This is a genomic window from Leptolyngbya cf. ectocarpi LEGE 11479 (genome assembly GCF_015207065.1).
Taxonomy (GTDB): domain Bacteria; phylum Cyanobacteriota; class Cyanobacteriia; order Phormidesmidales; family Phormidesmidaceae; genus Leptothoe; species Leptothoe ectocarpi.
Genome location: NZ_JADEXP010000050.1, coordinates 1 through 25086, shown reverse-complemented (window position 1 = coordinate 25086; position 25086 = coordinate 1). Strand labels below are relative to the sequence as shown.

The window sequence follows — 25086 nt, the reverse complement described above, 5'->3', positions numbered from 1 at the left end:
ATCCTAACTATACTGACGCCCACTATCAGCTGGGCTTAGTTCAACGTGAGGTTGGGGACAACGCAGCGGCGTTAGCAAGTTTTAACCAAGCTCTAGAAATAAATCCCAACTTGGCTGTTGTATATCTTGAGCGAGGCCATGTAAAACAGCACATGGGAGACATGGATGGAGCAATGGCGGACTGGCAGTTGGCCACCCTCAACGATGCCTCCTTATCTGAACGTGTGCCCAAAATTGCCAAGCCAGATCGGCTAGCTGCTGTTAAAGACCTACTCCAAGAGGCTTTACAACCCATCGAAGTATCCATTAAACAGCAGGGTAAAACCCTTAAAATCTCACTCAAGCGCCAGGTCGGTAATGGCATTAGCTACTTTAGCCTCCCCACTCAGATCCGCGATCTGCTGTTGCCCCTAGAGCTTTCAGATATCACAAAATTTACCCTGATTGGCTATGTCGGCGACGTCCGTAGTCCTGAGTGGGAACAAAGCTACGACCTTTATAAAGATCAGCCCTGTCCACCCAGCCATTGGCCCACCGCCCTAGCTGCCATCGTCACTTTTCCACCCGTCGGTGTGACCGCCCTACTGTATGCTAGCCAGGTAAAACGGTTTTATCAGCAGGGACAATATCCCGATGCTCTGCGTGCATCCAGGGCTGTCAGACGGCTATCTCTGGTCGGTACGGGCACCATGTGTTTATTGGCCTCACTACCCCTGGGGTATACAGCCATTCAAGCAATTCAAAATGAGCCAGCGCCACCGGTAAGAACGGCACGGGCGATTGACTACGATTTTATTCAGTGATTTTATTCAGTAGGGCCTTTGTAAGATGCAAAAATTGTGTCTGCAGAGGTGTTCCATGGGAACGTCTGTACGGCTGTGTCTAACCGCTATAAGGTGTCAGTGAGTCATACAGTCATACCAGACCATCCCTGGCCCCAGAATGCCGGAGCAGCTCACACCTCAAACATTACAAGCAGGCGTAAACGCCCTGATCCAACGCGATCAATCCCCCAAGACCCACATCGGATGAAGCACAGGTCATGAGCTTGGCCTGGCGGCCCTGGAGAGCTGTGGCCGCCAGGCTGCTATGGCATTTTTACTTGAGCAAACGGCAGCAATCCTATCCCTAATGTTTGGGGTGGTTGGTCATGTTAACTATTTAGACCCGGCTCCCAGCTCAGATTTTTGGCCTCTGCTTCCCAGTTCCAGAAGCGAGGGCCACTTTTTTGTAAGCATTTTTAGAGCCTAAAGGCGCTTAGCCATGAAATTTCGACCGTATAAACACGTATTGCCCCATATTGACCAGAAATACTTTTTTTCAGACCTACTTATTTACCATGGTACGAATTAACCTGAAACGTTGCCAACATACAACTCAAGCGACGATCCCAATCACCTTCTGTATCCAGCAGCAGTCTTGCCGGAACAGGCCTGGAAAGACTCGGGTTCAAATCGCCGATGGAGATTGTCAGCCATGTTGAAACTAAACTGTACCGATGACGGGGTGTTTCTTGAACAGCTAACAGCATCCTTCGATGCCGTTGCGATCCAGCAAGTTATGTTAGCGGTTCACATGGGGGAAACCTTACATCTATCATCGATTCGAGCAACGGTTTTACTCTCTGGAGAGATGCCTGGCATCAGGCACCTTGAGTCTATGTTAGAAACAAATCTCACCGATGCTATTGCTTTGACAAACATCGATGATGAATTTATTGAAGTCAGTCTCAAAGGTACTTGGATAGCTAAGGACGCCAACGCTGAGTTGGGCACTTTTATGACAGTGCTCACACCCGAAAGTGAACGGTTGATTTATTGGCTATGGCAAGTAACCCAACGACAGACAACCTATTTTATGTAGCGATCGCAGGGAAACTTGGGAACAAGAAGTCAATTAGGTTCTATTTTCCTGACGTACAGTCGCTCTATAGTGCGACAATATCTCCCACCTAAGGGAAATATTGTCGCACTGAGAGGGTGGGCCAGACCTGGCATCTACAGGTTACGTTAGATGTTAGGCTGCACCATAGAGAAAAATCCAGAACCCACAGATAGCCAAAAAGAGCAGGACTAAGCATATCAGCAGGTAGTTTGGCGGCTGGGATGGAGCTTCTGCGATCGCAACCTTAGCCACACAACAATCCCCCAATGCATAGCCGTTTCCAGGCTGTAGCGTCACCACCACTGTTTCATCCTCTTCACAGTCAACGGCATCAGCTAAAGCCGTCACTTCAATGCACACCTCCGTTTCTCCCTTGGGTAGGGTAACACTACGATTAATTGATTTATAATCCTTGCCTTCGGTTGCTGTGCCGCCAACCGTGTAGCAAATGACCGTATCTTTAGCCACAGGCTCCTCAGCGCAGATCAAAAACTTACCGGTATCAATACAGACTTCTCCCTTACGGGGTTCGGTTGCCTTAGGATCGGGTGATTTAATACAGATGACCGGTGTTGGCGGTACATAGTCAGCGATGGTCACTGTGCCGCTTTCAGGGTCACCCACTTCATAGCCTTTACCAGGCAGTAGTGTCAAAACAACCGTTTCTGTCCCTTCTTTTAGGTCATCCAAAATCGGCTTGACAGGAATTTTAACCGATGTCTCTCCTGCGGAGATGCTGCCAGTGCGAAGCGTTTGATAATCTGTCCCTGACGTTGCCGTTCCACCCACATTGTATTGCACAGTGGTGTCGGTTTCTGCGGGTTTATCTAAGACAATCCGAAAACACCCCATGTCGCTGGGCTTCTCTTTTGCTTCGGCATCCTCCACCAGCAGCGTGGCAATGGGCAATGTTTTTAACAGCATCGATGTGTCAATTCGGAAATGGGATTCCGTTGTATGACGCTCTGCAAAGAATAGATCAAAGGAATAGTTCTTGCCTTTGTCTAGAACCAGGGTTTCACCGGAGGATAGGGACTTATTCAGCTGAGTTGTGCCCGCTGGCAGGTTGAGGTCAATGCTCCCTGTTAGCGCGCTGTGAACGCCACCGAGGTCAATCACAAGCTTACCGTCAATAAATACCCACAGGTCATCATCCCCGGAAAATGTAAATTTCTCAGTCCCTTGATAGGTAAATTCGGAATGAATTTCATAGGTGAAATGATAGTTGTGTTTCCGCCCTTCATTGCCAAACAGTTCATTATCAATGGGAAAAAACTTCTGGTCGTTGAAGGTAAAGACGCCATTACCATCATCGTCTTTTAGGACAATATCTAGCCGTTTACCCAGGTTGACCTCCTGAGCATCTCGAAACCACTGGTCAAAGTTCTCTTTACTGGTTGTGGTCTCGCCCTTACCGCCCTTATAAACAGGCTTGCGATCATTGCCTAGTACGGGTTCAACAATATTTTTTTCAGCGGCAATAACATGCTCGAAATCAGCATGGCTATCTTTAAAGTCGCGGATTTTTCCAGACAATGTGAGCTGTGTCATAGGAGCTTCCTTATTCCGAATAGCAGGTGGTTGGCTGCTGACTTCGGACATGGCTCTGTCTGCTCTGGCACATATGGCCAAGGCTCCAAGATTAATACATACCGAAGATCAGCAACGCTGGTGTATTTTCATACAGCTGCGATCGCAATCTTTCCAGACAGTAATGTATGTAATTTTTTAAAGACTACAGATGTAGCAGACACAGTCCTATCTTGCAGTGGCCTAATGACTATGAACGGCCTCCACCACCTCTGCAGAGAAAATAGTTTGAAGCAAATCAAAGTGAGGCAAGCACAGGGCAAACTCACTGGACGTGAGCAGCTGACCGAACTCACGTTGCAATAGCCTGAGCATATAGCGAACCAGCTCCCACCTCACATTAAATGTGGGATAGAGCATCACACAGAGGGGAAATAATTCCTGCTGCACAACACTCGTATTTTTCTCCAATAAACATACCCAAAGATAGGTTTGAAACATTTCTGCATCTCGGGTACTAGACGCCCTGACAACGGGCGATTGTAGAGGGCCAGTGTAACACTGGTGATTCGGAAAAGCATCTAAGACTTGGGAGACAACCCGCTGGGCAATCAAACTACTACTAGGCAGTAGCGCACGAACCACCTTTAACTCTGGCGATGCATAGGGATACAGTGAAGCCGCATCATAGGCTCTCTGCAATGGCATATAAAGATGATCGTCAATAGCCTTAAAATAAAGCTGCAATACCCCCTGTTGTTCAGGGTCAAGAGACTCCAAAAGGAGTTCCCCCGTGTAGTGGAATTGCATACTGACAAAACCAATTACTCGAGGGTCTACAGCTGTGAATTTTGCCCGGATGGACCCTAGTTCCGGCGCGATATTAACAGCAAAACGCTCTGGGTTTACAAACGAGGCGTAACTATCAAAGGCTTTATCAAATATCTGAAAAACATCTCCAGCAATTGCCCACGGATCGATAATATCGGGATGTAGCTGATGTCTGACCACCTCGTGGGAAAGCAGCTGTTCAGTTTTATTCCAGGCCTTTGCACTAACAGGTCGCAACGTCTGGTGAAGCATTTTAGCAATTGCAGCCCGCAGTTCACGCTCATCAGTAAAGGCTATACTCGGGAGGGGCTGGTTAACGGTCCGAACATAGCGGATCGCCCAAGCTTTGGAAAATGAAGAGGGGGAGTCTGACTGAACAACCTGAGGCAGACTAGTTTCCTGGGAGGCAGATGTCTCTGTGGGAGATTTGGCAAACATTGTTAGCCTCTTGGAATAACGTTGACATATTCACAAGCCACTCCGTCAACAACAGCCATCACTGACACATCGTTGATCTAACAGCAAGTGCAGAACCAAGCCTGGCCTAACTTCAACAGTTAAACCGTAGCGACAGCCCTAGTCCGGTTACACAAACTAGACACTACGCAGAGCGGTAGCTGAACTTTAGTATGGACTTCAGAATATTTTGAATCATAGTTATAGATTATCAAGCCCAGAGCTTAAGAATCACTTAATTTGTTTACATTTCTTAAACCAGCTATTTTGAACCGTTTCAAGAAATTTTAAAGAAAACTACTTGATAGATAGAGTTTTCTCAAGGCAGTTTTGCTAATCCCTAGCATCTCCTACAGCTAGCAACAGAATTTAAGCTTTAATAGCTCAGAATAACAAAATAGCCTGCAAAACAACGTGTTTTCGAACGCTTAATAGATAACAAAGAAGAGCAAGAAGCAAGACAAAACATGTGTTACCAAAGTCAAAGGTTGTGTAAGCTTCGATATGGGGGCCAGAGTTCATACGCAACGATTACGCTCTAGCCACGGATATACTCATTTTGTCCAGATCATCGCTGCCTCTATCCGTATTTATATTTGTATTTATTCAAATTTCTATCGTATGGCGTAGTTTTTAATCAACTTGGCTTTTACGATGCTTGCCTGAACACCTGTGCTCAGGCGTAAACATCATGATTAGATATCTTTTAGGCCATGTTCAGGCACAAACAGTCAGCTATCAGCCTCTTCAGTGTAAGCTAACCGCTAATTTCACAGGAAATGAAGGATGAAGAATAAACCGATCGTACTTGCGGCTGCGGTTGGTGCGCTGCTGATTTGGCTAGGGCTCATAGCTAAAGGTCGATCCATTGCCAAGGATGATCATTTCAGATACCAGGAGCACCTATCAGAGCAGCTGCAACACGATTTGACCATTAATCAAACCCTGCTGGCAGCAAGACAAACGTTAAAAACGTCCTATGACCCGTTAATCGAGGAGTTAGAGCAGGTACAGCAGCTGCAACAGGACCTGAAGGATATTCCCAACTTTATAAGTCGTAAAAATACTCAGCAGCTTCAGGCCACCTTAAGCCACAGCGACGAAATATTTACAAAAAAAATACAGCTAGCACAGAAATTTCAAGAAAAAGATACGTTATTAAAAAAGTCCCTATCTAGTCTGTCTGTTTTAATCAGAGCAATTCAGCAGGAGCGGAAACCGCCTTCCCCAACCCCGGCTGATCAGACGCTCACAGAACTCTTTGAGCAAATTTTATTTTATACCGCTTCCTCTGATGAAACACTGATCCCTGAGATCCAGAACAAAATCACCCAGGTCCAAACGTTAATCGATCAGGGAACCATTAACAATGGTGATATCGAAAGCGCGTTAATCTACGCTAGAAGCGTTTTAGCTAGTCAACAACAGGTTGATCAACTGACTCAAGCAGTATTGGCAACCCAGAGTACACAACAGATTCAAGACCTATCTCATATTTATACAACAGCTTACCAGGGTGCAATTACACGGGCCAGACTCTTTCAGATAGCCGCTACCGTCTGGTTTATCAGCATGCTGGGAGGTACCGCTTACCTAATATTGTCAAATCAGTCCCGCAAAATTGAAGACATAACGAGCACCCTACTCAAAAGTATTGAGAATGCGTTTATTAAAGTTGATAGTGAGTGGGTTGTCACCCACGTTAATGCTAACGCTTCTAAAGATTTAGAAAAACAGCCAGAAGAGTTAGTAGGCAATCTTTTTTGGAGCATATTTCCCCCAGAGCTGGGACAAGATAAACAGCACTACTATCATCAGGCTGTGAATGAACAATCGATCATTACATTTGAAACTCGATTTTCATCCAAGTCTCGCTGGCTCGAATTCCAGCTTAAACCTAGTATCGATGGTCTCTCTGTTTTCTGGCAGGATATTAGTAATAGCAAAAAAGCAGAATTCCAGCTGGCCTTGAGCCTTGAAGCTAATGACGAGGCTTTAAAAAAAGCAGATGACGCTCGGCAAAAAGCAGAAATTGAGCGGCTAAAAGCAGAACAGGCTAATCAGGCAAAGAGCGAGTTTCTAGCTAATATGAGTCATGAGCTACGTACGCCACTCAATGCCATCATTGGCTACAGTGAGATGCTCGAAGAAGAGGCTGAAGATTTAGGTCAGGATGATTTTATTCCCGAGCTTCAAAAGATTCAGGGCGCTGGCAAACATTTGCTAGGTCTAATTAATGATGTGCTCGATCTTTCCAAGGTGGAAGCGGGGCACATGGAACTCTATTTAGAAACCTTTGCGATTATTCCTCTGGTGAAGGACGTGCTCTCGACCATGCAGCCTGTAATCGCAAATAATAACAATATTTTAAATATTCAATGTTCTGATGACATTGACAAGATGTATGCGGATCCAATCAAAGTGCGCCAAAGTCTGTTTAACTTATTGAGCAATGCAAGTAAGTTCACCCAGAATGGAACCATTACGCTTAGTGTGAGTACCTACAGTAATGCGAAGGACAACTGGATTGAGTTTCGCATTGAGGATACCGGTATTGGCATGATGCCAGACCAGCTGCAGAAGATTTTTAATGCATTTGCCCAAGCCGATTCTTCAACAACCCGAAAATATGGGGGGACTGGACTAGGTCTTACTATCACCAAGCAGTTTATCGAAATGATGGGTGGCACCGTCAATGTTGAAAGTACGGTTAACCAAGGGACTACATTTATCTTAAAAATTCCTCAGACTGTTCAAGAATTAACAGCTGCTGAACCGAAAAAAGAGGATGCTAATAGCGTAAATACAAATTTTAAAGATAATGAAAGCTTAGCCGAACTCACCTTTGAGCAGTCAATAGCTTCCTCAATCATGGCTCCCTGCTCAGCCTGTGTATTAGTGATTGATAGTGATATTAAAACTTGCGAACTAGTTTGGAAAACCCTTGTTAGCCAAGGTTATTTTGTGGTTTTGACCCATAACAACCATAAGGGGTTAAAGATGGCCGATCAGCTTCAGCCAGACATTATTCTTTTGGATTTGATGATGTCCGAAGCTAATGAATGGAGAGTCATTAGAACCCTTAAGGAAAATCCAAGACTTGCGAGGACATCGATTATTTTACAAACTATGCAGGCCGATAAAGACTTGGGTTACTCCCTAGGGGCAACGGATTATTTATCTAAGCCTGTGAACCCGCAGAATCTTTTGTCTATTCTCAACAAGTATAGACCTGACCCCCAACAGAAAAATTCCTACTGCTATGCTGAGAATTAGGAGAGTTGCTATCTACGGGACTTGAACTGTGTTTGTGGCAGTGGGTGCAAGTGCAGCCAGAATAGTGGGGGTAATGCCGGTTAGATCCTGTACCTGGGTAAAGTCCTGGGCAGCGGGGCCGACGACCCAAAGTGGTACGGCATTCAAAGTATGGCGCTTAGTTGATAGGTCTTCTACATTGCCATGGTCGCTCACAACAATGAGAGTGGTATCGACTGCTAAGTGATTGATTACGGCGGCAAGAAAGCGATCGATACGCTGCAGCACGCTAATGGCCTGGTTGTAAATTTGACTATGGCCTGCGTAGTCGCTGAGATAGCATTCAAACAGGGTAACGCTGTAGTGATTGCCCAAGGTGGCTAGATAGTTGCCTGCAAGTTCAGGGGTGATGGGTGCCTGGGCAATGCCTCGAGAGTTGGCAATCTCGCCGGTAATATCCCAGAAAAGAGCCTTGCCTTGTTCGTACTCGTACTGCATGCGAAAGGGCAGCCCTGCGGTCATATTTAGCAGCGTACATACCGAGTAGCGCCACCGTCGCTGGGCAATGGCTTCAAAATAGGCGGGGGAATAGAGATTGGCCAGGGTGGCGGTTCCCCCTTGAGCTAGCACCCGCTTAAACAGTCCGTGGGGTTCAATCAGCTGGCGTAGGGAACCATTGGCAAACCCAGTTTGGTGCTGGCCTCGAAATTTGGCAGCATTGTGTCCGGTGTAGAGGGTGGTTTGACCGGTGGCACTTTGGGGTAAACCAGGAACGCCCAGGGTGGCATCAATGGGCTTGAGCAAAAAATGTGGGCGCTGGACATGGGCTCCAGACAACCATGGGGTGCCGCATAGGGATTGCACCCGAGGCATGGTCGCTGGATCGCTCAGGGGATTGTGGGGGCTGGCAGGCCCCAAACCCAGGCCATCCAAAAACACTAGAATAAAGCGGCTTTTGTTCATTTTCTATGGTTGGGCCGTGGCCGCTGCCGGGTGGTGTTTCCTGCGCTCCTATGCGGTGGCCAGCACCTGTTGATGAAGTTTGATTTGATGGGTATTGGCCCAGGAGTGAAAATCGTTAAGGCTGCGATCGCGATACTTACCATACCGCTCTCGCTTATTACGAATCCGCTCAGGCAGTGCCGGAAAAATACCAAAATTCGGTGGCATCGGCTGAAAATGCTTGGGTTCTGCCGAACTAATAAAGTCAAACATGGCCCCCATCATGGTGGTCACCGGCAGCGCCACCAGCGGTAGGCCTAGCACTGAGCGGGCTGCATTGGTCCCCGCCAGCCAGCCGCCAGCACAGGCGGCCGTATAGCCCTCAGTGCCCACCAGCTGTCCTGCCGCAAATAGGTCGGTCCGCTGATGAAACTGCAGCGCGCTACTAAGCAGCTCCGGTGAATTAATAAACGTATTGCGGTGCATTACCCCCATGCGGACAAACTCCGCCTCCTCCAGACCTGGAATCATCCGAAACACTCGCTTTTGCTCGCCCCAGCGTAGGTTAGTCTGAAACCCCACCATATTCCACAGCTGACCGCCCTTATCTTCCTGGCGTAGCTGCACCACCGCATAGGGTCGCTTACCCTTATTTCCCGGCGCATCAAAGGCTCCATGGCGTTGGGTATCAAACAGCCCCACCGGTTTTAGCGGGCCGTAGCGCATGGTGTCCTCCCCCCGACGTCCCATTTCCTCAATGGGCAGACAGCCCTCAAAAAATTTAGCCGTTTCCTGTTCAAAGTCTTTCAGCTCCGCCTGCTCTGCCGCACACAGCGCCTGCCAAAAGGTTAGATACCGGTCCCGGTCCATTGGACAGTTGAGATAGGCTGCTTCCCCCCGATCATAGCGAGAGGCCATAAAGGCCACATCCCGGTTAATAGATTCGCCCACCACAATCGGACTGGCCGCATCAAAAAAGCTCATGTAGTCCTGGCCGGTAAACTGGCGCAGGTCAGCCGCCAGGGCATCGCTGGTCAGAGGGCCAGTGGTCAGTACCACCGGGCTATCGGTGGGAATGGCCGTCACCTCATCTCGCCGCAGCTCAATCAGCGGATGCTGCTCCAGGGTTTTCGTCAGGTCTCGGCTAAATACCCCCCGGTCCACCGCCAGGGCACCGCCTGCTGGGACTGCATGGTCATCGGCTTTGGAAATCACCACTGAGCCTAGCTGTCGCAGTTCCTCATGGAGCAGTCCCGAGGCCCGATCCGTTGATTTCGCCCCAAAGGAATTGCTACACACCAGCTCCGCCACATGCTCTGAGTGATGAGCGGGGCTCAGCTTTACAGGACGCATTTCGTGCAGCACCACAGGAATACCAGCCTGGGCAATCTGCCAGGTAGCCTCAGTGCCGGCCAGGCCGCCGCCGATAACGTGGATAGGGTGGTTGGGTCGATCAGACATAACGGAAATATTGCAGGATTTTTATTGTAGGTTGGCGTTGAGAAACGAGAAACCCTCGAAGGTCCGATAGAATCTTTTAGAAGCCGTCAACGTCGCCGCTCATCACCGTTTATCTTTTTCTCTATTTCCCAAACCTAATTCATGACTAAAAAGCGTATTCTTTCAGGCATTCAAACTACTGGCAATTTACATTTGGGCAACTATCTCGGCGCAATTCGTAACTGGGTGGGGATGCAAGATGAATACGATTGCTTTTTGTTTTTGGCAGATTTACATGCCATTACCGTTCCCCACGATCCAAAGCTGCTGGCGGAAAACACCTATAAAGTAGCCGCTGCTTACCTAGCCTGCGGTATTGATCCAGAGCGCTCAACGGTTTTTGTTCAGTCCCATGTCAGTGCCCACAGCGAACTGGCCTGGTTATTTAACTGTATTACGCCCTTAAATTGGCTAGAGCGGATGATTCAGTTCAAAGAAAAGGCGGTGAAACAGGGGGAAAACGTCAGCGTTGGCCTGTTGGATTACCCTGTGCTGCAGTCAGCGGATATCTTGCTCTATGCGCCGGATTTTGTGCCTGTGGGCGAAGATCAAAAACAGCATATTGAACTCACACGCGACATTGCAGCACGGCTCAATCACCAGTTTGGCAAAAAGAAGGAGCCGGTGCTCAAGGTGCCAGACGCTCTGATTCGCGCCGACGGAGCACGGGTGATGAGCCTGACCGACGGCACTAAGAAAATGTCTAAGTCCGATCCGTCTGAACTGAGCCGGATTGACATTGGGGATACACCGGAGCTAATCAAGAAAAAGATTAAAAAGTGTAAGACCGACCCCATGCGAGGGCTGGAGTTTGGTAACCCGGAACGACCCGAGTGCAATAATCTGCTGACGCTGTATATGTTGCTATCAGGCAAAGAGAAAGAAGCTGTGGCGGCTGAATGTGCAGAGATGGGCTGGGGACAGTTTAAGCCACTGCTAACTGAAACTGCGATCGCAGCCCTCCAGCCAATCCAGGAAAAATATCAGGCCCTGCTAGACGATCGGGGATATCTAGAGGCGGTACTCAAACAGGGCAATGAAAAAGCGATCGCAATTGCTGATGGCACCCTGGCTAAGGTGAAAACAGCATTGGGGTATGCCAAACCTCTGTAGGCTACTCTTTTAACATTAACTATCCATTAACCATCAATACCCATTTACTGCCCCCCAGCTTTAGTTAGCCATCCTAAGATACTGATTTCTAAGTTTTTTTATGACAATTACTAACGGTTCCCAGTCGGCTCCTTCCCTGCTGCGGTCTGCGATCGCAACCCGCCAGTTTCTGATCACCGCCGAAGTCATGCCCCCCAAAGGGGGCGACCCCAGCCATATGATCGCCATGGCCCAGCAGCTGCGAGGACGGGTTCACGGTGTCAATATTACCGATGGCAGCCGCGCTGTAATGCGCATGTCCTCGCTGGCAGCGGCGGTGCTGCTCCAGCAGGTTGGGATTGAGCCCATTTGTCAGATGGCCTGTCGCGATCGCAACCGCATCGCCCTCCAGGCCGATCTGATGGGAGCCCACGCCCTCGGTATTCGTAATCTACTAGCCCTAACCGGCGACCCGGTCAAAGCCGGGGATCACCCCAAGGCTCGCAGTGTCTTCGACCTAGAGTCTGTGCGACTGCTGCGCACCATTGGCCAACTCAACCAGGGCCTTGATCTCAACCAGAAGCAACTGCCCGATGGCCCTTTGGATATTTTTGCCGGAGCCGCTGTAGACCCCCAAAGTCCTAGCTGGTCAGGCTTACAAAAGCGATTTGAGCGTAAGGTCGAAGCTGGAGCCCAGTTCTTTCAAAGTCAGCTAATTTCCGACTTTGACCGTCTCGACAAATTTATGACCCAAATTGCCACCCCGGCCCAAAAACCCATCCTAGCCGGTATTTTTCTGCTCAAGTCCGCCAAAAATGCCGCCTTTCTCAATCGCAATGTACCTGGAGTGCATATTCCAGATACCATTATCAATCGGCTAGCCGCCGCAGAAGACCCCCTCAAGGAAGGCATCGCCATTGCTGCCGAACAAGTCAAACTGGCCCAGAGCCTTTGCCAGGGCGTCCACATTATGGCCATCCGTCGCGAAGACTTAATTCCAGAGATTTTAGACCGAGCCGGTGTGAAACCCGTGTATGGCGAGGCTACTAACGGAGCCAGTCAAACAGCACCCAGTCAGCAAGATTGGGCCATGGTTTAGAAGCTAGAGACTGAGCTACGGATATTATGGGCTAAACGGAGCCAATGTTCTGAGGCAGCAACTTTTATTATCACATCAGCGTCTAAGCACTGATGTGTTTGGGCACTTTTAGAGATGAACCAACCGTTTGTATGGCACTCAAACATCAGGGCATTTGCCCTAGCATTGCCGCTAGGCCTATTACCTTTTGATGGTATTCCCGCAACAACGTCTCTAAAATCTTTTCAGCCGCTCTATTCAACCTCAGTTCTAGCCGCCACTGTTCCTAAGGATGGCACCAGCAATACGGCTCAAGCAGCAACAGCTCTACCCACTGGACAACAATGGTTAGACCATGTCCAACAGGATTTACTACCCTTCTGGACTTCACCTACTGCCCTGGGTAACCCCATTGGCAACTTTCCATCCGTTCGCTGTGACGATGGCACGTTAGTGAACCCAGACAACCCTTGTCCAGAAATTCAGGGAGAGGATGATTGGCTGCTTAAAAATGACCAGTATGTTGTTGCCTTATCGCGACAGATTTACACCTATGGAGTTGCCTTTCAACTCACAGGAAACCGCCAATACTTAGACTATGCCAAAGCAGGCGTAGATTATTTTAGACAACATGCCTTAGACCGCGAAGCTGGTGGTGCCTATAGCTGGTGGAGTGCTGAGAGTGAGTCCTGGGAACCGGCCTTAGACTATCGCAATGCCCAAGAACAAGCCTATGCTCTTATGGGCATCGGGTACTACTACTACCTGACTCGCGATCCAGAAATATTGCCAGACATACTGGCTCTAAAAGAGTACATTTTCAATACCTATTACAATCCTGAGCTAGGTCTCTTGCAATGGCAGCTACAGGATGGAGAATGGGGTAACGCCTTAGATCAATCCCTAACCGCTCAGCTAGATCAGCTCAATGCCTACATGATGTTGCTCACGCCGATTCTACCCGAGGCCGAGCAAACAGAATGGACCCAAGATCTGCTGATGTTATCGGAGATCATGCTGAGTCGGTTCTATTCGCCAGAAGAGAATCTATTTCTTTTATCTCCTCACACCCCAAAACTGCCACCAGAAACCGACTTTGGCCACACGATCAAAACCATGTGGTTCCTACGCATGATTGGCTTACTCAGTGATGAACAATCCCTAGTGGATTTTTCGATGAATAACGGCCCCAGGGTCTTAGAACGGGCGTATTTGGCTGAGCCAGGTACATGGGCATCCAGCGTTTTTTCGAATGGCACAATTAATGAAGAAAGGTCTTGGTGGGTTCATTCTGAACTAGACCAGTTCACAGCTTCTTTGGCGTTAGCAGATCCAACTCTGACAGCGTATCTTACCGAAACGTACGATTATTGGTTCAACTATTTTGTAGATCCACAATTCGGTGAGGTTTGGAATAATATCAGTGCGTCTACCGATCAACCAATTCAGGATTTTCCTAAACAATGGCCCTGGAAAAACGGCTACCATTCTTTTGAACATGCCCTGGTTGGATACATTACATCTAGTCAGTTACACGAACAACCAACCGTGCTTTACTACGCATTTGAGCAAATGCCCGACTTAGATACCATTCACCCTTACTATTATCAGGGCAAGATCAATGAGATTGTGCTTTTCCCTCAGCCAGATGCCTCAATAATTTACCGGGTAAACTTTTCAGAAATACAATAAGCAAGTACGGCTGTTCTCTTTGAGCGATTCTGAGCTACAGCACACCTTACGATTCCTAGGGAGTCTCATCCTGATGCAGCACCAGTATCTGACTGAGATCTAGCTCTAGCTTTAGGGACATGCCACCAGGAAAACGTGGATCTCCCCCTTCCCCTGACGCCACACCATGACCTCGCACCACCGTACCCAAAACAGATTTTAACGGCATTGTCTTACTGTATCAACATCTCTGTAATATTGTCCTCCAAAGTCTCTGGTTCGAGAGTGTTTTCAGTCGCCTGAAGAGGCACTCCATGAAACGCTTCTAGAGCCTAATTAAATTCTCATTCCTAAATATGCCGTTTTCGAATAGCCTGTAGAGAATCAATTACCTGTTGAGAGGCATCGGGAAAAAAGCTATAGAGCTTTTTGATAATGCTGTGAAGCCCCTCACTGCCCCCGGCAATTAAACCTGCTGTCAAAGATACATCTAATACTCTAAATAAATAAAGCCGAAAGATTTCTGGGGTAGTCTCGGGCAAAGGATATTGCACGATGCCCTCTAAAGACCGCAGGCCTACCGCACTTAATAATAGAGCAAACGCGATCGCTACCTGTAAAATGCTCTGACGCGTATAGTCCTGATGGACTTGCAGGTTCTCTTCCGCCTTGAAAAGACGCTCTTTGCTCTCCTGTACGGCTTCACTCTTAGAAATATCTTCAGAACTCATCAACAATAGAGCATCTAACTCCAGCTGGCGCTGCCTCATCTGAGCTGTCAGACATTCTTTTTTTTGAGAAAAATAGGACAGTTTATAAACTTCCAGGGCTCGTTCTAAAAATAGGGCCACAATAATTAATACTGAGAGCCGTCGAATAACAACGTCAAAGGACAAAACCTGAAAGGTGAGAGGTTTTATTGGAATCAAGAGGTAGAGCAAACCACAGACTAGAACCAGGTAAAACGAGTACCGAAAAAATCTCAGTAAGGGTTTACTATCCATTGCACTGTCTCCTGATAAGTGTAAGCGTCTCCTGAGCGAAGTCGAAGGAGACGCTGGTCGTGAAAGTTGGCAACTCCCAAGAAGACGCTTCGCGTTAGGCTTGCCCATGCCCACAGGGCTATACGACTCCGCTCAGTCAACGTTGTTCGTGGGACGGTTACCGATAGGGTTTTGTTAGATTATGCCATCACGATAGTGAGCATGATCTCAGCCTCTGCCATTAGGACTTCACTGGGAGCGGTATCAATTCCACAAGTCACTTCTTTTTGAACCCTAATGAGCGAGCCGTTTACTAATTTCAGCTTTGACGGCATCGGCGTCAGCGGGTAAGTGTACGGCAGGGTTAGCATACTGGCTGGTCACGTCTGCCAATGTCGATTCGTGGTAGCCAACCTTGAAGTCAGTGAACTTCAAACCGTGGGCGGTACTAATCACCACCGTCTTATCACTTGATTTGATCACGCCACGTTTAATCAACTTAGTCAGTACGGCCAGAGCAACACCCGTGTGTGGACACGTGAACATCCCTGTTAAATCAGCATGGGCCGCCGCTGCTGCCAGTTCGTTTTCGGTTGCCTGTTCGACAATGCCGTCCGTTTCTACGATTGCTTTTGTGGCTTTTTCATAGCTGACGGGGTTACCAATCCTGATGGCATTGGCTAACGTTTGCTGAGCTGTTACATTAATTTTTTCTTTGAACCCGTTTTTGAAGGACTCGTAGAAAGGATTGGCCTTGGCTGCTTGAGCTGCGACTAGCCTGGGCATGCGGTTGATCAGCCCCAGGTCCATCATTAATTGGAACCCTTTGTGGAGCGCACTGATATTGCCAAGATTGCCCACTGGGATAATGATCCAGTCGGGCACCTGCCATTCAAACTGTCGCACAATTTCGATGCCGACTGTCTTTTGGCCTTCGATGCGTAGGCTGTTCATCGAATTAGCCAGGTAGATGGAATTGTCTTGGGTAACGTCTTTGACAATTTCCATACAGCCATCAAAGTCGGTATCTAACGCGAGTACATGGGCACCATTCGCCACCGGCTGGATCAGCTGGGCCGTGCTGACCTTGCCTGCAGGTAGGAAAATAACGGCTGGAATACCGGCGTAGGCCGCATAGGCCGCCAGAGCGGCGCTGGTGTCACCGGTACTGGCACAGGCAACGGCCTTGACCGGGCTGCCCTGGGCCATCATTTGTTTAACTACACTGACCAAAACGGTCATACCTAGGTCTTTGAAGCTACCGGTGTGGCTGTTACCGCAGAGCTTAATCCATAGATCGGGGACACCCAGCTGTTTGCCCAGTCTTTCAGCCCAAAATAAGTTGGTGTTGCCTTCAAACATGCTGACTACATTTTCGTCAGCCAACGAAGGAATGACCCACTCCCGCATTCCCCATACACCGCTGCCGTGGGGCCATGTCGTTGTGCCAACTCGCGATTCAAACAGCTGCTTCCATTGGGAGGCATTGCGTTGCTTTAACGCTTCGCGCTCATGGTGCACTTCAAGCAGGCTGCCACAGGATGGGCAGGTGTAGATTACGTCAAAGATTGAGTGCTTGGCAGAGCAGCCCGCAATACAGCGAAAATAGACTGTCTGACTATCTGTGCTCGATTTAGACTCAACAGCTGACAACATTGGTGATTTCTGGTGGACTGACTCGTCTGATCATACGGTCCATTGAGATGTTCAACAACAGACAAATCTGACAATCAAAGAACAATCCGTTGCTAAATTTCAAGGCTAAAACTATCGCGACAGTGGAAGTCGGGTTTTTGACCAGGGTGGACTAAGGCCCAGTGGGAAATACTGTCAGTTTCAAGTACGGTGCTCACCCCTATTTTTAGGGGCTGATCGACAGCTAGCCAATCGTTGATGGGGAGTTCTAAGGTTAAATAGTAGCCTTTGGTTAAGGGTAACCAGGTGCTGGCAACGCCTTTGCAAGCGGGTTCAGCCACCATGGCTTGGCGATAGTCATCAAAGCGATACACGTTCCAGTCCCCGTTGGGCGATGCATTGACTTCCCAATAGCGGGGAGAACCAGGCAGACCGATAAATACTTCGAAACAGGTCTTTTCCCACAGATTGTCGCGGCGACTGGGGGCCTCATTCTCTGAGGGGGGAACTTTCAGGTCGTCAAGGGCTCCGGTCAAGGTGTATTCCACAGTCAAGGACGATTGCGATCGCACAACCCGGCCAGAAATCACTAAATCAGATATCGGCTCGAAGGGTTTTAGTGAAAACGGTATAGCCATAGATGTTTTCTAGGGAACAAACTCACAATGAATGGGAATAAAAGCACTGTTGCTCAGCAGCGGGCCGCTGTAACGATCCGGCAGGGGTCTTACAGTGATCGTGTACTGAGTTCACAACACCCAGTATGTATCAAGTAGTTCTACGCAGCACAACCAGCGTCAGAACAGTAATCAGCTTTTAACTGTGCAATTACGGATTGAATAGCTTGCTTTTGAGCACTAATGCTCTCAGCTAGCTGAAATTGGACCAACGCCCGTTGCAAATTATGCTGGGGCCGTTGCGTCTTAAAATAAATGTCCCCCGCCAGGTGATCGCTAAAAAAGCGCAGCCCTAGCTCAACGGTAATCAGCCAGATGGCGTCATAGATATAGTCGTACTCGATGGCATCGAGAAAATGGCTAGCGCCGGAGAGATACCCTTGCAATACGGCCACACACAGCTCCAGGTCAAAGGTCACAGCCTGCCACTGATGGGTTTCTTCTCCCAGCGGATTGCAGCTAGAACGCAAGCAGTCACCAATGTCATAGTGAACCAGACCCGGTTTAACGGTATCTAGATCAATCAGGCTGACGGCTTGCCCCGTGGCCGTGTCGATCAAAATGTTGTTGATTTTAGGATCGCCATGGATGGAGCGCAGGGGTAAACGCCCTTCGTTTTTGGCATCTTCTAGGATTGATAATCGCCCTCGGTAGGTGGCAATTAGTTGGCAGCAGCGATGTTCTTCGAGGGAAAGAGAACGGCCCTGGCTAAGGGTCTGGGCAACGACAGCGTCATACTGGCTGAGATAGTGAGGCGTGACGTGAAAGCCCGGCAGGGTATCCACCAGGCGGGCGGTGGGCAGATCGCTAAGCAAACTGTGGAAACAACCGAGGCCATAGCCAATTTCGGTGGCATGGTCTGGGTCTTGAATGGTGTTAAACGTAGTGGTGTCAGGGACAAAGCTCAGCCCTCGCCACAGGTTGCCCCGAGCATCTACCCAGTGATGGTGGCCTGTCTGGGTTCTCAAAACAGTTGGCACTTCCCAGCGACGATTGAAGGGGGTCTGGGTTAACCGCTGGTGGGCATGGCTAGCAAATTGACAGAGATTGTCCATCACCTGGTGTGGTTGGGGAAACACCTCGGTGTTGATACGCTGCAGTACAAATGGCGGGTCTGTCCCGGCTAGTTCGACTAGATAGGTGTCGTTAATATTGCCACTTCCCAGGGGACGAATCGTCCGTATAGTCGCGTCACTCACAAACTGCTGGGCAATATGCGTGCGAGTATCCGGATCGCTAGTTGAGGATTTAGGCGGCGCAGCCTCGGAGAGCATTGGATTCGTCTGATAAAACTTTGGGTAATCATACTTTCACCCTCCCCAAAAAGAAACCGGAGAGCCCATAAGAAGGTTCTATCAACGGTGTTAGAAGAGTTGATGTTGGGTGCTACCGCCCTTGGGTAAACAGATCAGGGTGGTCTAGAGGGTAAATTGGCCCGCTAGGGCGATCGCGATCGCAACCACTGCTCCAATCAACGTATTAATAATATTCACCACATCGTGGGTGAGACCGGGGAGCTTATCTTCCAGGGTGGCCCCAATCAAACTCTCAATGGTGGTGGCCACAAACGCGGCAACAGCACAGATACCAATGCCGATAGCGGGAATAAACCCCAACCCCCAAGCAGCAACGGCCAGGATCAGTGAGCCCACCACACCCGCCAACGTCCCTTCTAGACTCACCGCTCCTTCTGTTCCCCGAGGCACTGGCTGTAGCGTTGTGATTAAAAATGTGCGCTGGCCGTAGGCTTTACCGATTTCCGTTGCTGATGTATCCGCTAGTTTGGTACTCAAACTGGCCACAAATCCTAAAATCAGTAGCTGTGTCACTTGGGCATTAGACAGACCCGCAATTGATATGGCGGTCACCCCTGTTAACCCTGCCAATAGGGCACAGATGGCCGCCGTTAGCGCCGACCCCCACACATTGCCAGGGCCTCGCACGCCGCCTCGCTCCTCTGCAATGCCGGCTGCAGCTTTCTCTGCAAAACCCACCTTAGTCACTGCTGACCCAGCGGCAAAATACACTAGGGTAACCCCATAGGCCTGCCAGCCCAGACAGCCCCAGATAATCACCCCTAAAACCCAGGCGTGCAAATACCCCATGGGGGTGAGAAGCTTTTTGGGACTAACAAACGCTAACCCCACCAGCACTGTATTTAGGCCGAGCGCTACCAGCCAAGGATTTTGCCATGTCATGGGCCGGTTTTTCCTTACGATGATATTGCCGTCGGGGCAGCCAACGGTGTCTTTACCAATTTGTACACCAAAAACAACATCAAGACGGTCATATAGGCCGTCAACGCTGTCCATAACAGATAGCTACTGTGCAGATGCATTGCTAGGAGGGTGAAAGGGGTAAACCCCAGACCAAAGCCCAGCAGGGCACCGTTACGCAGCACCGCCCCTTCCTTGAGACCGATGAAGTAGCCCTCCAGCATAAAAGCCACGGATGTGATGCTCAGCAGCGGCACTAACCAGGCTGCATAGCTGCCCATGGCCTGACTGACTTCCCGATGGCTGGTGAGCAAGGCAAACATAGTCTCAGGAAAGACCACCACTGACAAGGCAAACCCCAGGGAAATGATCAGGCTACTCAGCACGGCGGTTTTAAGCACGGGCAAATATTGGTTCGTGCATCCCTGCCCCTTAAAGTTGCCAATCAAGGTTTGGGCCGTCATGCCCACGCCCTGCACCGTAAACTGGCTCAATAGAGCAATCTGCAGCAGCAGTCCATTTTCGGCTAAGGACGCTGTACCAAAGGTGGCACTCAGGTTGGTGAAAATAGAATAGGCCGATATCAGGGCCAAAAAGCGCACCAGGATATTGCCTTTGAGAATTAGGGTGGAGGCTAATGCCTGACGGTCTAAGACCTGGAATAGGGCCGGTTTGAACCAGGCCCAGTCGATCGTTAAGGCCATGGCGATTAGCCCTGCCACCAGTCCCAAATATTGGCTCAGGGCAGTGGCCAGACCCGCACCGGCACTCTCCCAGCCCCAGCGATTGATCATCACATAGTCCAGTAGCACATTGGATCCATTGGCGATTAGGGAGATCACAAAGACCACCCCATTTTTTTCGCGCCCCAGAAACCAACCAATCAAAACAAAATTGAGCAAAACGGCAGGCGCGCCCCAAATCCGGGCATTGAAATAGGCTAGACCCGCCTGCTCCGTCTCAGGCGCACCCGACAAAATGGTGAACCCTAACTGATGGATGGGGTACTGCAACAACAGAATGACGAATGCGATCGCAAGCGCCACCAGACCACATCGCAATACAGCCACTAACACCCCAGTAGCATCATCTTCACCCACCGCCTGGGCCGTTAGAGCATTGGTACTGTTACGTAGAAACTTCAGAATCCGATAGAGATAATCAAACAAAATACTGCCCAGAATCACCCCGGCCAGGTAGTTAATGTCGGACAGATGACCCAAAAACGCCGTGTCGCACAGACCGGCTAAGGGCACCATCATGTTGGAAAACATGCCAACAACTGCCAGCCGGTAAAACCGAGGCAAGAAGGTTTTGTAATTTTCTGGGATAGCAGAAACCATGGACACAAAGGAAAGTCAGCGAAGTTCAGCCAATTGCCGAGAGTTACGCCACTGTCGTAAATTAATAATACTTAATTAAACATTAATGTTGTCCCATAAAAAGCCTATTGACCAGCGTAAATAAATCTGATCCATGTTCCTAACACAGCCCCCACAACCAACCCAGTAGTTTTATGAACTCCATCGACAAGCTCATCACCATGGCAGAGGACGAGCTCACTCAATACAGTACAGAAGCTCGCAAAATAGAAAAATTGCGTCCTAAAGTGGGGCTGACCGTACCATACCCCCAGCAAAAAGACGTAAAAGCACAGATACTCTCAGATATTCCCACCCATATATTTGCCAAAATGGTCCAGCGTGACCGCCAGATGATAGCGCTGCCTTTCTGGGGCATTGGCGGTCTGGGGTTATTATTTGGCATCTCCATGCAGCAGCCCTTAGATTTTATTGCTACGGCGGTTGGCTTTTATCTGGCCTTTGGCATCCAGTCCTGGGGATGGAAACTAGAAGCCAAAAACCTCATCATTAAAACCCTTGATGCCATTGAGCAGGACATGCAAAGCCAGACATAGTCCACCAGAAATGTCTTCGGACACAAGCAATACGATCCAGGGACCGTAGCAAAAAATACAACGGCTACACATTAATTAACGTTTTGAGGATGTTTCTGAGACCCAAAAACCTGTACAAACATCATCATTAATGGTCCAATATCTCTATCTGTGACTGGCTTCTCAGCATTTGAGGACAATCTCACAGAGAGCTGGTGCATTTAAGTACGTACGAGCTCACATCTGTAGCTTTTTTAGTGTTCACACACTGTCTTTTTTGTTATGAAAGGTTCACAATAGATTTGTGATGCCCTTTCTATATCGTGGCTTCCTTAATAAGATTAGAAATACTAAAAGACTTTTATCAATACTGACAATAACCAAATATCAATGACAATCACTGAAGATAACTTCGAAAGCTTTGTGCTAGCTTCGCCTGTGCCGGTCTTAGTCCACTTCTGGGCACCTTGGTGTGGGTTATGCCGTCGGGTTACTCCCTTGCTGAACCGATTTCAGCAAGAGTGGTCAGACCGGGTGTATGTTGTGGACATCAATGCGGATGAGAATCTCAAGCTAGCCAATCAGTATCGTTTGCAGACGCTGCCCACCCTGTTGTTTTTAGAGCATGGTCAGGTCTTACAGCGCTTTGATGTGATGCGCAATCGAGACGAATTTGCGCGTGCGCTTGATTCACTGATGCGTCGTCAGGGGTCAGGGGTCAGGGTTAAAGCAAGGATGAGAGATGGCTGATGTCGGGGCAGCAGGACTTTTCCTAGCTGTGTATTAAATACCCCTGAATCAGCCAGTCGGGACCAATTTTTTCAAGCTCTGTATCGCGCAGAGCCAGGGCGGCTGACATCTCTGTAACTCCCATATCACCAATGGGGGTAGGTGCTTGGCTGCCGCCAACTAGTTTGGGAGCCACAAAGGCCCATATTTTTTGGATCACCTGCTGTCTGAGGGCCGCTGCGGCAAGTGTTCCCCCACATTCCCACAAAACCGTGGACAGTCCCCGTTGATACAGGTTGTCGAGTACAGCCTGGGGGGTGAGCTTAGGGAGAGAAACTACCTCCACATGACTGGGCAGGGACGATGGAGGCGTACACGCTTCTGTAAACACGACTGTGGGAGCCGTCTCGGTTTGCCACAGATTAGCACTGGTGGGCAGATCGAGACCGCGACTCATAACCACTCGGAGGGGGTTATGGTGCGATACCCCATGACTCGTCAGCTGCGGATTATCCTGTCGAACCGTGTTCCCCCCGACAACAACGGCATCGCACTGGCTACGGAGCTGATGCACCCGCCGTCGTGATGCTGGGCTAGTGACCCAGGCGCTATGGCCCGTGTCGGTGGCGATTTTGCCGTCCAGGGTCATGGCATATTTCAAAATGCTAAAGGGCTGATGGTGTCGAATCCGACGAATAAAGGCTTCGTTTAAACGCTCACAGGCCGCTGTTTCTATATTGGTAATGACCTCCACACCAGCGGCACGCAGACGCTCAATGCCGCCGCTAGCTTTGGGGTTGGGGTCTCGCATGCCAATCACTACGGTGGTAATGCCAGCCTGTAGAACCGCCTCGGTGCAGGGTGGGGTGCGGCCAATGTGGTTACAGGGTTCTAGATTGACATAGAGGGTGGCTCCCTGGGCCGCATCGGCGGCGGCCTGGAGGGCGAATACTTCTGCATGGGGCTGTCCCACCTGCGGATGAAAGCCCTCACCGACAATCCGCCCGTTGTTGACAATCACGGCACCCACCATCGGGTTGGGTGTGGTCTGACCGGCTCCCCTGGCCGCTAACGCCAAACAGCGACGCATGACCATACTGTGGTTTGCATTGGGGGGCAAGGGGGCATCACCAGTTGGATCAGGCTGTGAAATCATGGGCAAATTTGTCTAAAATTTTGCATAGAGAAAAGAATAATTAGAATCATCCCATGACTACCGAGAACCCTACCGTTAACTGTGCTGTGGAATGTGTTAACGGCTGTATTAAAGGCGATGACTGTCCCAACGAAGGGTATACCCAACAGGCCTCTAGCTTTATTGAAAATACGTCCCTCGACAAAATGATAGAAATGGCTGACGAGGCCGTGCGCAAGAAGATGATCGCTCGGGCAACAGAGCCGAGAAAGTGGGTAATGCCTGAGGATTTGGAGAATTAGAAAGACTGAATCCCACTCACCAGTTGATCAATATCGGGTGCTGTATGGGTGGCCATCACCGTCATTCTGAGGCGGCTGGTGGGGACCGTTGGCGGCCGCACCGCTGAGGCCAGGATTCCCTGTTGTTTGAGGTGCTGACCGAGGGCAAGGACGGTGGCAGCGTCTTTGACGGGGATGCAGACAATGGGAGACTCAGAGGGTAAATAGCTAATCTGCAGCTGGTCTAGACATTGGCGCAGGTAAGCAGTGTTATCAGCTAGCTGGTTTAGCCGCTGAGGCTCTTGGGCCAGGATAGCGATCGCAGCTTTAGCCGCCGCCGCCGCTGCTGGAGACAGTCCGGTGGTGTAAATCCAGGTAGCGGCCCGATTGCGCAAAAAATCGATCAGCTCAGCAGAGCCGGTCACATAGCCTCCCAGACTACCCAGGGCTTTGCTCAGGGTGCCCACCTGGACCAGGGGCCGATGACGACAGCCCAGCAGCTCTACGGCACCACCGCCGTTTGCTCCTAACACTCCCGTACCGTGGGCTTCATCCACCAGTACCATGGCATCCCACTGGGCAGACAGAGCGAGAATCTCGGGTAGCGGGCAGAGGTCGCCGTCCATGCTAAATACGCTGTCGGTGACGATTAGACAGCGGCGATACTGGGAGCGCAGCGCCAGATGTTGCTGCAGCTGCTCCAAGTCATTGTGCTCATAGACGGCTACGGTAGCGCCGCTCAGACGCGCTCCCATTTGCAGGCTGGAGTGATTGTACTGGTCGGCAATGATCAGATCGCGGTGATCGACCAGGGCTGCCAGGGTGCCCAGGTTGGCCAAGTATCCGGAGCTAAAAACAATGGCATCGTCGGTGCCCTTAAGCTGAGCGATGGCCTGTTCTAACTCGCGGTGGATAGGGCGCTGACCGCTCAGGAGTCGGGAGCCCGTGCTGCCGGTACCGTAGGTTGCGATCGCAGCGGTCGCAGCGGCGGCTAATCTGGGGTCTGCCGCCAGTCCTAAATAGTCGTTACTCGCAAAATTTAGATAGGTGTGGCCGTCAATACTAACTGTTGCACCGCCTTTGCCATCAATCGGCTGCACCTGACGATACCAGTCAGCGCGATGCAGCGTTTGCAACGATTTTGTAATCCACCCGTAGGGACCGGTCGAACGTTGAGATGCCGACATTATCAGCGCCGAGCTGATATCGGAATCCAGGCATGGGGGTCTCCTGAAACCCTAACGCCTCTTTCAGAAAAGCGCACAACAATAATATTGGATTCATCCCGGCCCAC

At 49.7% G+C, this 25086-nt stretch carries 22 protein-coding genes; 9 read left to right on the top strand and 13 right to left on the bottom strand.

The window, feature by feature from the left end; all coding sequences use genetic code 11:
* On the top strand, positions 1 to 803 hold an 803-nt coding region (locus IQ260_RS08155; protein ID WP_193992511.1), incomplete at its 5' end, for a CD225/dispanin family protein.
* Positions 804 to 1476: 673 nt separating this feature from the next.
* Positions 1477 to 1863, top strand: a complete 387-nt coding sequence (locus IQ260_RS08150; protein ID WP_193992509.1) for an alr0857 family protein — start codon at positions 1477 to 1479, stop codon at positions 1861 to 1863.
* Positions 1864 to 2016: 153 nt separating this feature from the next.
* On the opposite strand, the gene IQ260_RS08145 is transcribed toward IQ260_RS08150, so the two are convergent.
* Both IQ260_RS08145 and IQ260_RS08140 read right to left on the bottom strand, forming a co-directional pair.
* On the bottom strand, positions 2017 to 3435 hold the full coding sequence (locus IQ260_RS08145; protein ID WP_228015709.1) for a fibro-slime domain-containing protein: 1419 nt from the start codon (positions 3433 to 3435) through the stop codon (positions 2017 to 2019).
* Between the two features lie 222 nt (positions 3436 to 3657).
* The gene (locus tag IQ260_RS08140) at positions 3658 to 4683 is read right to left on the bottom strand and encodes a hypothetical protein (protein WP_193992505.1); all 1026 of its coding nucleotides are present in this window, start codon (positions 4681 to 4683) and stop codon (positions 3658 to 3660) included.
* An 804-nt stretch (positions 4684 to 5487) separates the two neighbouring features.
* Here IQ260_RS08140 and IQ260_RS08135 point away from each other — a divergent pair.
* Positions 5488 to 7977 carry a DAHL domain-containing protein gene (locus IQ260_RS08135; protein ID WP_193992503.1) on the top strand — a complete coding sequence of 830 codons (2490 nt, stop codon included), beginning with the start codon at positions 5488 to 5490 and terminating at the stop codon, positions 7975 to 7977.
* Positions 7978 to 7989: 12 nt separating this feature from the next.
* On the opposite strand, the gene IQ260_RS08130 is transcribed toward IQ260_RS08135, so the two are convergent.
* Entirely contained in the window at positions 7990 to 8919 is a 930-nt protein-coding gene (locus IQ260_RS08130) for an alkaline phosphatase family protein (protein ID WP_193992501.1), read from the bottom strand.
* A gap of 48 nt (positions 8920 to 8967) precedes the next feature.
* Positions 8968 to 10359: an FADH(2)-oxidizing methylenetetrahydrofolate--tRNA-(uracil(54)-C(5))-methyltransferase TrmFO gene (trmFO, locus tag IQ260_RS08125; RefSeq protein ID WP_193992499.1), complete on the bottom strand. Its 1392-nt coding sequence runs from the start codon at positions 10357 to 10359 to the stop codon at positions 8968 to 8970.
* A 141-nt stretch (positions 10360 to 10500) separates the two neighbouring features.
* Here trmFO and trpS point away from each other — a divergent pair, with 141 nt between their 5' ends.
* The 3 genes from trpS to IQ260_RS08110 all read left to right on the top strand — a co-directional run bounded on the left by trpS (position 10501) and on the right by IQ260_RS08110 (position 14260).
* The gene (gene trpS, locus IQ260_RS08120; protein ID WP_193992497.1) at positions 10501 to 11511 is read left to right on the top strand and encodes a tryptophan--tRNA ligase; all 1011 of its coding nucleotides are present in this window, start codon (positions 10501 to 10503) and stop codon (positions 11509 to 11511) included.
* Positions 11512 to 11611: 100 nt separating this feature from the next.
* Positions 11612 to 12589, top strand: a complete 978-nt coding sequence (locus IQ260_RS08115) for a methylenetetrahydrofolate reductase (protein ID WP_193992495.1) — start codon at positions 11612 to 11614, stop codon at positions 12587 to 12589.
* Positions 12590 to 12703: 114 nt separating this feature from the next.
* Positions 12704 to 14260, top strand: coding sequence for an AGE family epimerase/isomerase (locus IQ260_RS08110; protein WP_193992493.1), 1557 nt, complete (start codon positions 12704 to 12706; stop codon positions 14258 to 14260).
* Between the two features lie 55 nt (positions 14261 to 14315).
* Here IQ260_RS08110 and IQ260_RS08105 read toward each other — a convergent pair whose 3' ends face one another.
* The 7 genes from IQ260_RS08105 to gntT form a co-directional block, all read right to left on the bottom strand.
* Positions 14316 to 14468: a hypothetical protein gene (locus IQ260_RS08105; protein ID WP_193992491.1), complete on the bottom strand. Its 153-nt coding sequence runs from the start codon at positions 14466 to 14468 to the stop codon at positions 14316 to 14318.
* Between the two features lie 121 nt (positions 14469 to 14589).
* Positions 14590 to 15243: a hypothetical protein gene (locus IQ260_RS08100; RefSeq protein WP_193992489.1), complete on the bottom strand. Its 654-nt coding sequence runs from the start codon at positions 15241 to 15243 to the stop codon at positions 14590 to 14592.
* 273 nt (positions 15244 to 15516) lie between these two features.
* Positions 15517 to 16878 carry a threonine synthase gene (thrC, locus tag IQ260_RS08095; protein ID WP_193992487.1) on the bottom strand — a complete coding sequence of 454 codons (1362 nt, stop codon included), beginning with the start codon at positions 16876 to 16878 and terminating at the stop codon, positions 15517 to 15519.
* A gap of 92 nt (positions 16879 to 16970) precedes the next feature.
* The gene (locus tag IQ260_RS08090; RefSeq protein ID WP_193992485.1) at positions 16971 to 17495 is read right to left on the bottom strand and encodes a DOMON-like domain-containing protein; all 525 of its coding nucleotides are present in this window, start codon (positions 17493 to 17495) and stop codon (positions 16971 to 16973) included.
* Positions 17496 to 17635: 140 nt separating this feature from the next.
* Complete coding sequence (locus IQ260_RS08085; protein ID WP_193992483.1) at positions 17636 to 18808, bottom strand: phosphotransferase enzyme family protein; 1173 nt, start codon at positions 18806 to 18808, stop codon at positions 17636 to 17638.
* 144 nt (positions 18809 to 18952) lie between these two features.
* Positions 18953 to 19732 carry a TIGR00297 family protein gene (locus IQ260_RS08080; RefSeq protein ID WP_193992481.1) on the bottom strand — a complete coding sequence of 260 codons (780 nt, stop codon included), beginning with the start codon at positions 19730 to 19732 and terminating at the stop codon, positions 18953 to 18955.
* 14 nt (positions 19733 to 19746) lie between these two features.
* Complete coding sequence (gene gntT / locus IQ260_RS08075) at positions 19747 to 21093, bottom strand: guanitoxin biosynthesis MATE family efflux transporter GntT (protein ID WP_193992479.1); 1347 nt, start codon at positions 21091 to 21093, stop codon at positions 19747 to 19749.
* 173 nt (positions 21094 to 21266) lie between these two features.
* Here gntT and IQ260_RS08070 point away from each other — a divergent pair, with 173 nt between their 5' ends.
* Together IQ260_RS08070 and IQ260_RS08065 are read left to right on the top strand one after the other, a co-directional pair.
* Positions 21267 to 21668 carry a hypothetical protein gene (locus IQ260_RS08070; protein ID WP_193992477.1) on the top strand — a complete coding sequence of 134 codons (402 nt, stop codon included), beginning with the start codon at positions 21267 to 21269 and terminating at the stop codon, positions 21666 to 21668.
* Positions 21669 to 22037: 369 nt separating this feature from the next.
* Positions 22038 to 22397 carry a thioredoxin family protein gene (locus tag IQ260_RS08065; RefSeq protein ID WP_193992475.1) on the top strand — a complete coding sequence of 120 codons (360 nt, stop codon included), beginning with the start codon at positions 22038 to 22040 and terminating at the stop codon, positions 22395 to 22397.
* Positions 22398 to 22419: 22 nt separating this feature from the next.
* Here the strand turns inward: IQ260_RS08065 and ribD are convergent, their stop codons facing one another.
* Positions 22420 to 23532 carry a bifunctional diaminohydroxyphosphoribosylaminopyrimidine deaminase/5-amino-6-(5-phosphoribosylamino)uracil reductase RibD gene (gene ribD / locus IQ260_RS08060; RefSeq protein WP_193992473.1) on the bottom strand — a complete coding sequence of 371 codons (1113 nt, stop codon included), beginning with the start codon at positions 23530 to 23532 and terminating at the stop codon, positions 22420 to 22422.
* Between the two features lie 53 nt (positions 23533 to 23585).
* Between ribD and IQ260_RS08055 the strand changes: the two genes are divergently transcribed.
* Positions 23586 to 23813 carry a hypothetical protein gene (locus IQ260_RS08055; RefSeq protein WP_193992471.1) on the top strand — a complete coding sequence of 76 codons (228 nt, stop codon included), beginning with the start codon at positions 23586 to 23588 and terminating at the stop codon, positions 23811 to 23813.
* On the opposite strand, the gene bioF is transcribed toward IQ260_RS08055, so the two are convergent.
* Positions 23810 to 24979, bottom strand: a complete 1170-nt coding sequence (gene bioF / locus IQ260_RS08050; RefSeq protein WP_193992469.1) for an 8-amino-7-oxononanoate synthase — start codon at positions 24977 to 24979, stop codon at positions 23810 to 23812. The genes IQ260_RS08055 and bioF overlap by 4 nt on opposite strands.
* Between the last annotated feature and the right edge of the window lie 107 nt (positions 24980 to 25086).

Bases quoted from the DNA above. Each gene is read 5' to 3' on its own strand.
- IQ260_RS08105 (WP_193992491.1), bottom strand. From the start codon at position 14,468: ATGCCGTTAAAATCTGTTTTGGGTACGGTGGTGCGAGGTCATGGTGTG.
- IQ260_RS08090 (WP_193992485.1), bottom strand. From the start codon at position 17,495: ATGGCTATACCGTTTTCACTAAAACCCTTCGAGCCGATATCTGATTTA.
- trmFO (WP_193992499.1), bottom strand. From the start codon at position 10,359: ATGTCTGATCGACCCAACCACCCTATCCACGTTATCGGCGGCGGCCTG.
- IQ260_RS08110 (WP_193992493.1), top strand. From the start codon at position 12,704: ATGAACCAACCGTTTGTATGGCACTCAAACATCAGGGCATTTGCCCTA.
- IQ260_RS08145 (WP_228015709.1), bottom strand. From the start codon at position 3,435: ATGACACAGCTCACATTGTCTGGAAAAATCCGCGACTTTAAAGATAGC.
- IQ260_RS08080 (WP_193992481.1), bottom strand. From the start codon at position 19,732: ATGACATGGCAAAATCCTTGGCTGGTAGCGCTCGGCCTAAATACAGTG.
- IQ260_RS08130 (WP_193992501.1), bottom strand. From the start codon at position 8,919: ATGAACAAAAGCCGCTTTATTCTAGTGTTTTTGGATGGCCTGGGTTTG.
- thrC (WP_193992487.1), bottom strand. From the start codon at position 16,878: ATGTTGTCAGCTGTTGAGTCTAAATCGAGCACAGATAGTCAGACAGTC.
- gntT (WP_193992479.1), bottom strand. From the start codon at position 21,093: ATGGTTTCTGCTATCCCAGAAAATTACAAAACCTTCTTGCCTCGGTTT.
- IQ260_RS08150 (WP_193992509.1), top strand. From the start codon at position 1,477: ATGTTGAAACTAAACTGTACCGATGACGGGGTGTTTCTTGAACAGCTA.
- IQ260_RS08135 (WP_193992503.1), top strand. From the start codon at position 5,488: ATGAAGAATAAACCGATCGTACTTGCGGCTGCGGTTGGTGCGCTGCTG.
- trpS (WP_193992497.1), top strand. From the start codon at position 10,501: ATGACTAAAAAGCGTATTCTTTCAGGCATTCAAACTACTGGCAATTTA.
- IQ260_RS08065 (WP_193992475.1), top strand. From the start codon at position 22,038: ATGACAATCACTGAAGATAACTTCGAAAGCTTTGTGCTAGCTTCGCCT.
- bioF (WP_193992469.1), bottom strand. From the start codon at position 24,979: ATGTCGGCATCTCAACGTTCGACCGGTCCCTACGGGTGGATTACAAAA.
- IQ260_RS08055 (WP_193992471.1), top strand. From the start codon at position 23,586: ATGACTACCGAGAACCCTACCGTTAACTGTGCTGTGGAATGTGTTAAC.
- IQ260_RS08070 (WP_193992477.1), top strand. From the start codon at position 21,267: ATGAACTCCATCGACAAGCTCATCACCATGGCAGAGGACGAGCTCACT.
- IQ260_RS08115 (WP_193992495.1), top strand. From the start codon at position 11,612: ATGACAATTACTAACGGTTCCCAGTCGGCTCCTTCCCTGCTGCGGTCT.
- IQ260_RS08140 (WP_193992505.1), bottom strand. From the start codon at position 4,683: ATGTTTGCCAAATCTCCCACAGAGACATCTGCCTCCCAGGAAACTAGT.
- IQ260_RS08100 (WP_193992489.1), bottom strand. From the start codon at position 15,243: ATGGATAGTAAACCCTTACTGAGATTTTTTCGGTACTCGTTTTACCTG.
- ribD (WP_193992473.1), bottom strand. From the start codon at position 23,532: ATGATTTCACAGCCTGATCCAACTGGTGATGCCCCCTTGCCCCCCAAT.
- IQ260_RS08085 (WP_193992483.1), bottom strand. From the start codon at position 18,808: ATGCTCTCCGAGGCTGCGCCGCCTAAATCCTCAACTAGCGATCCGGAT.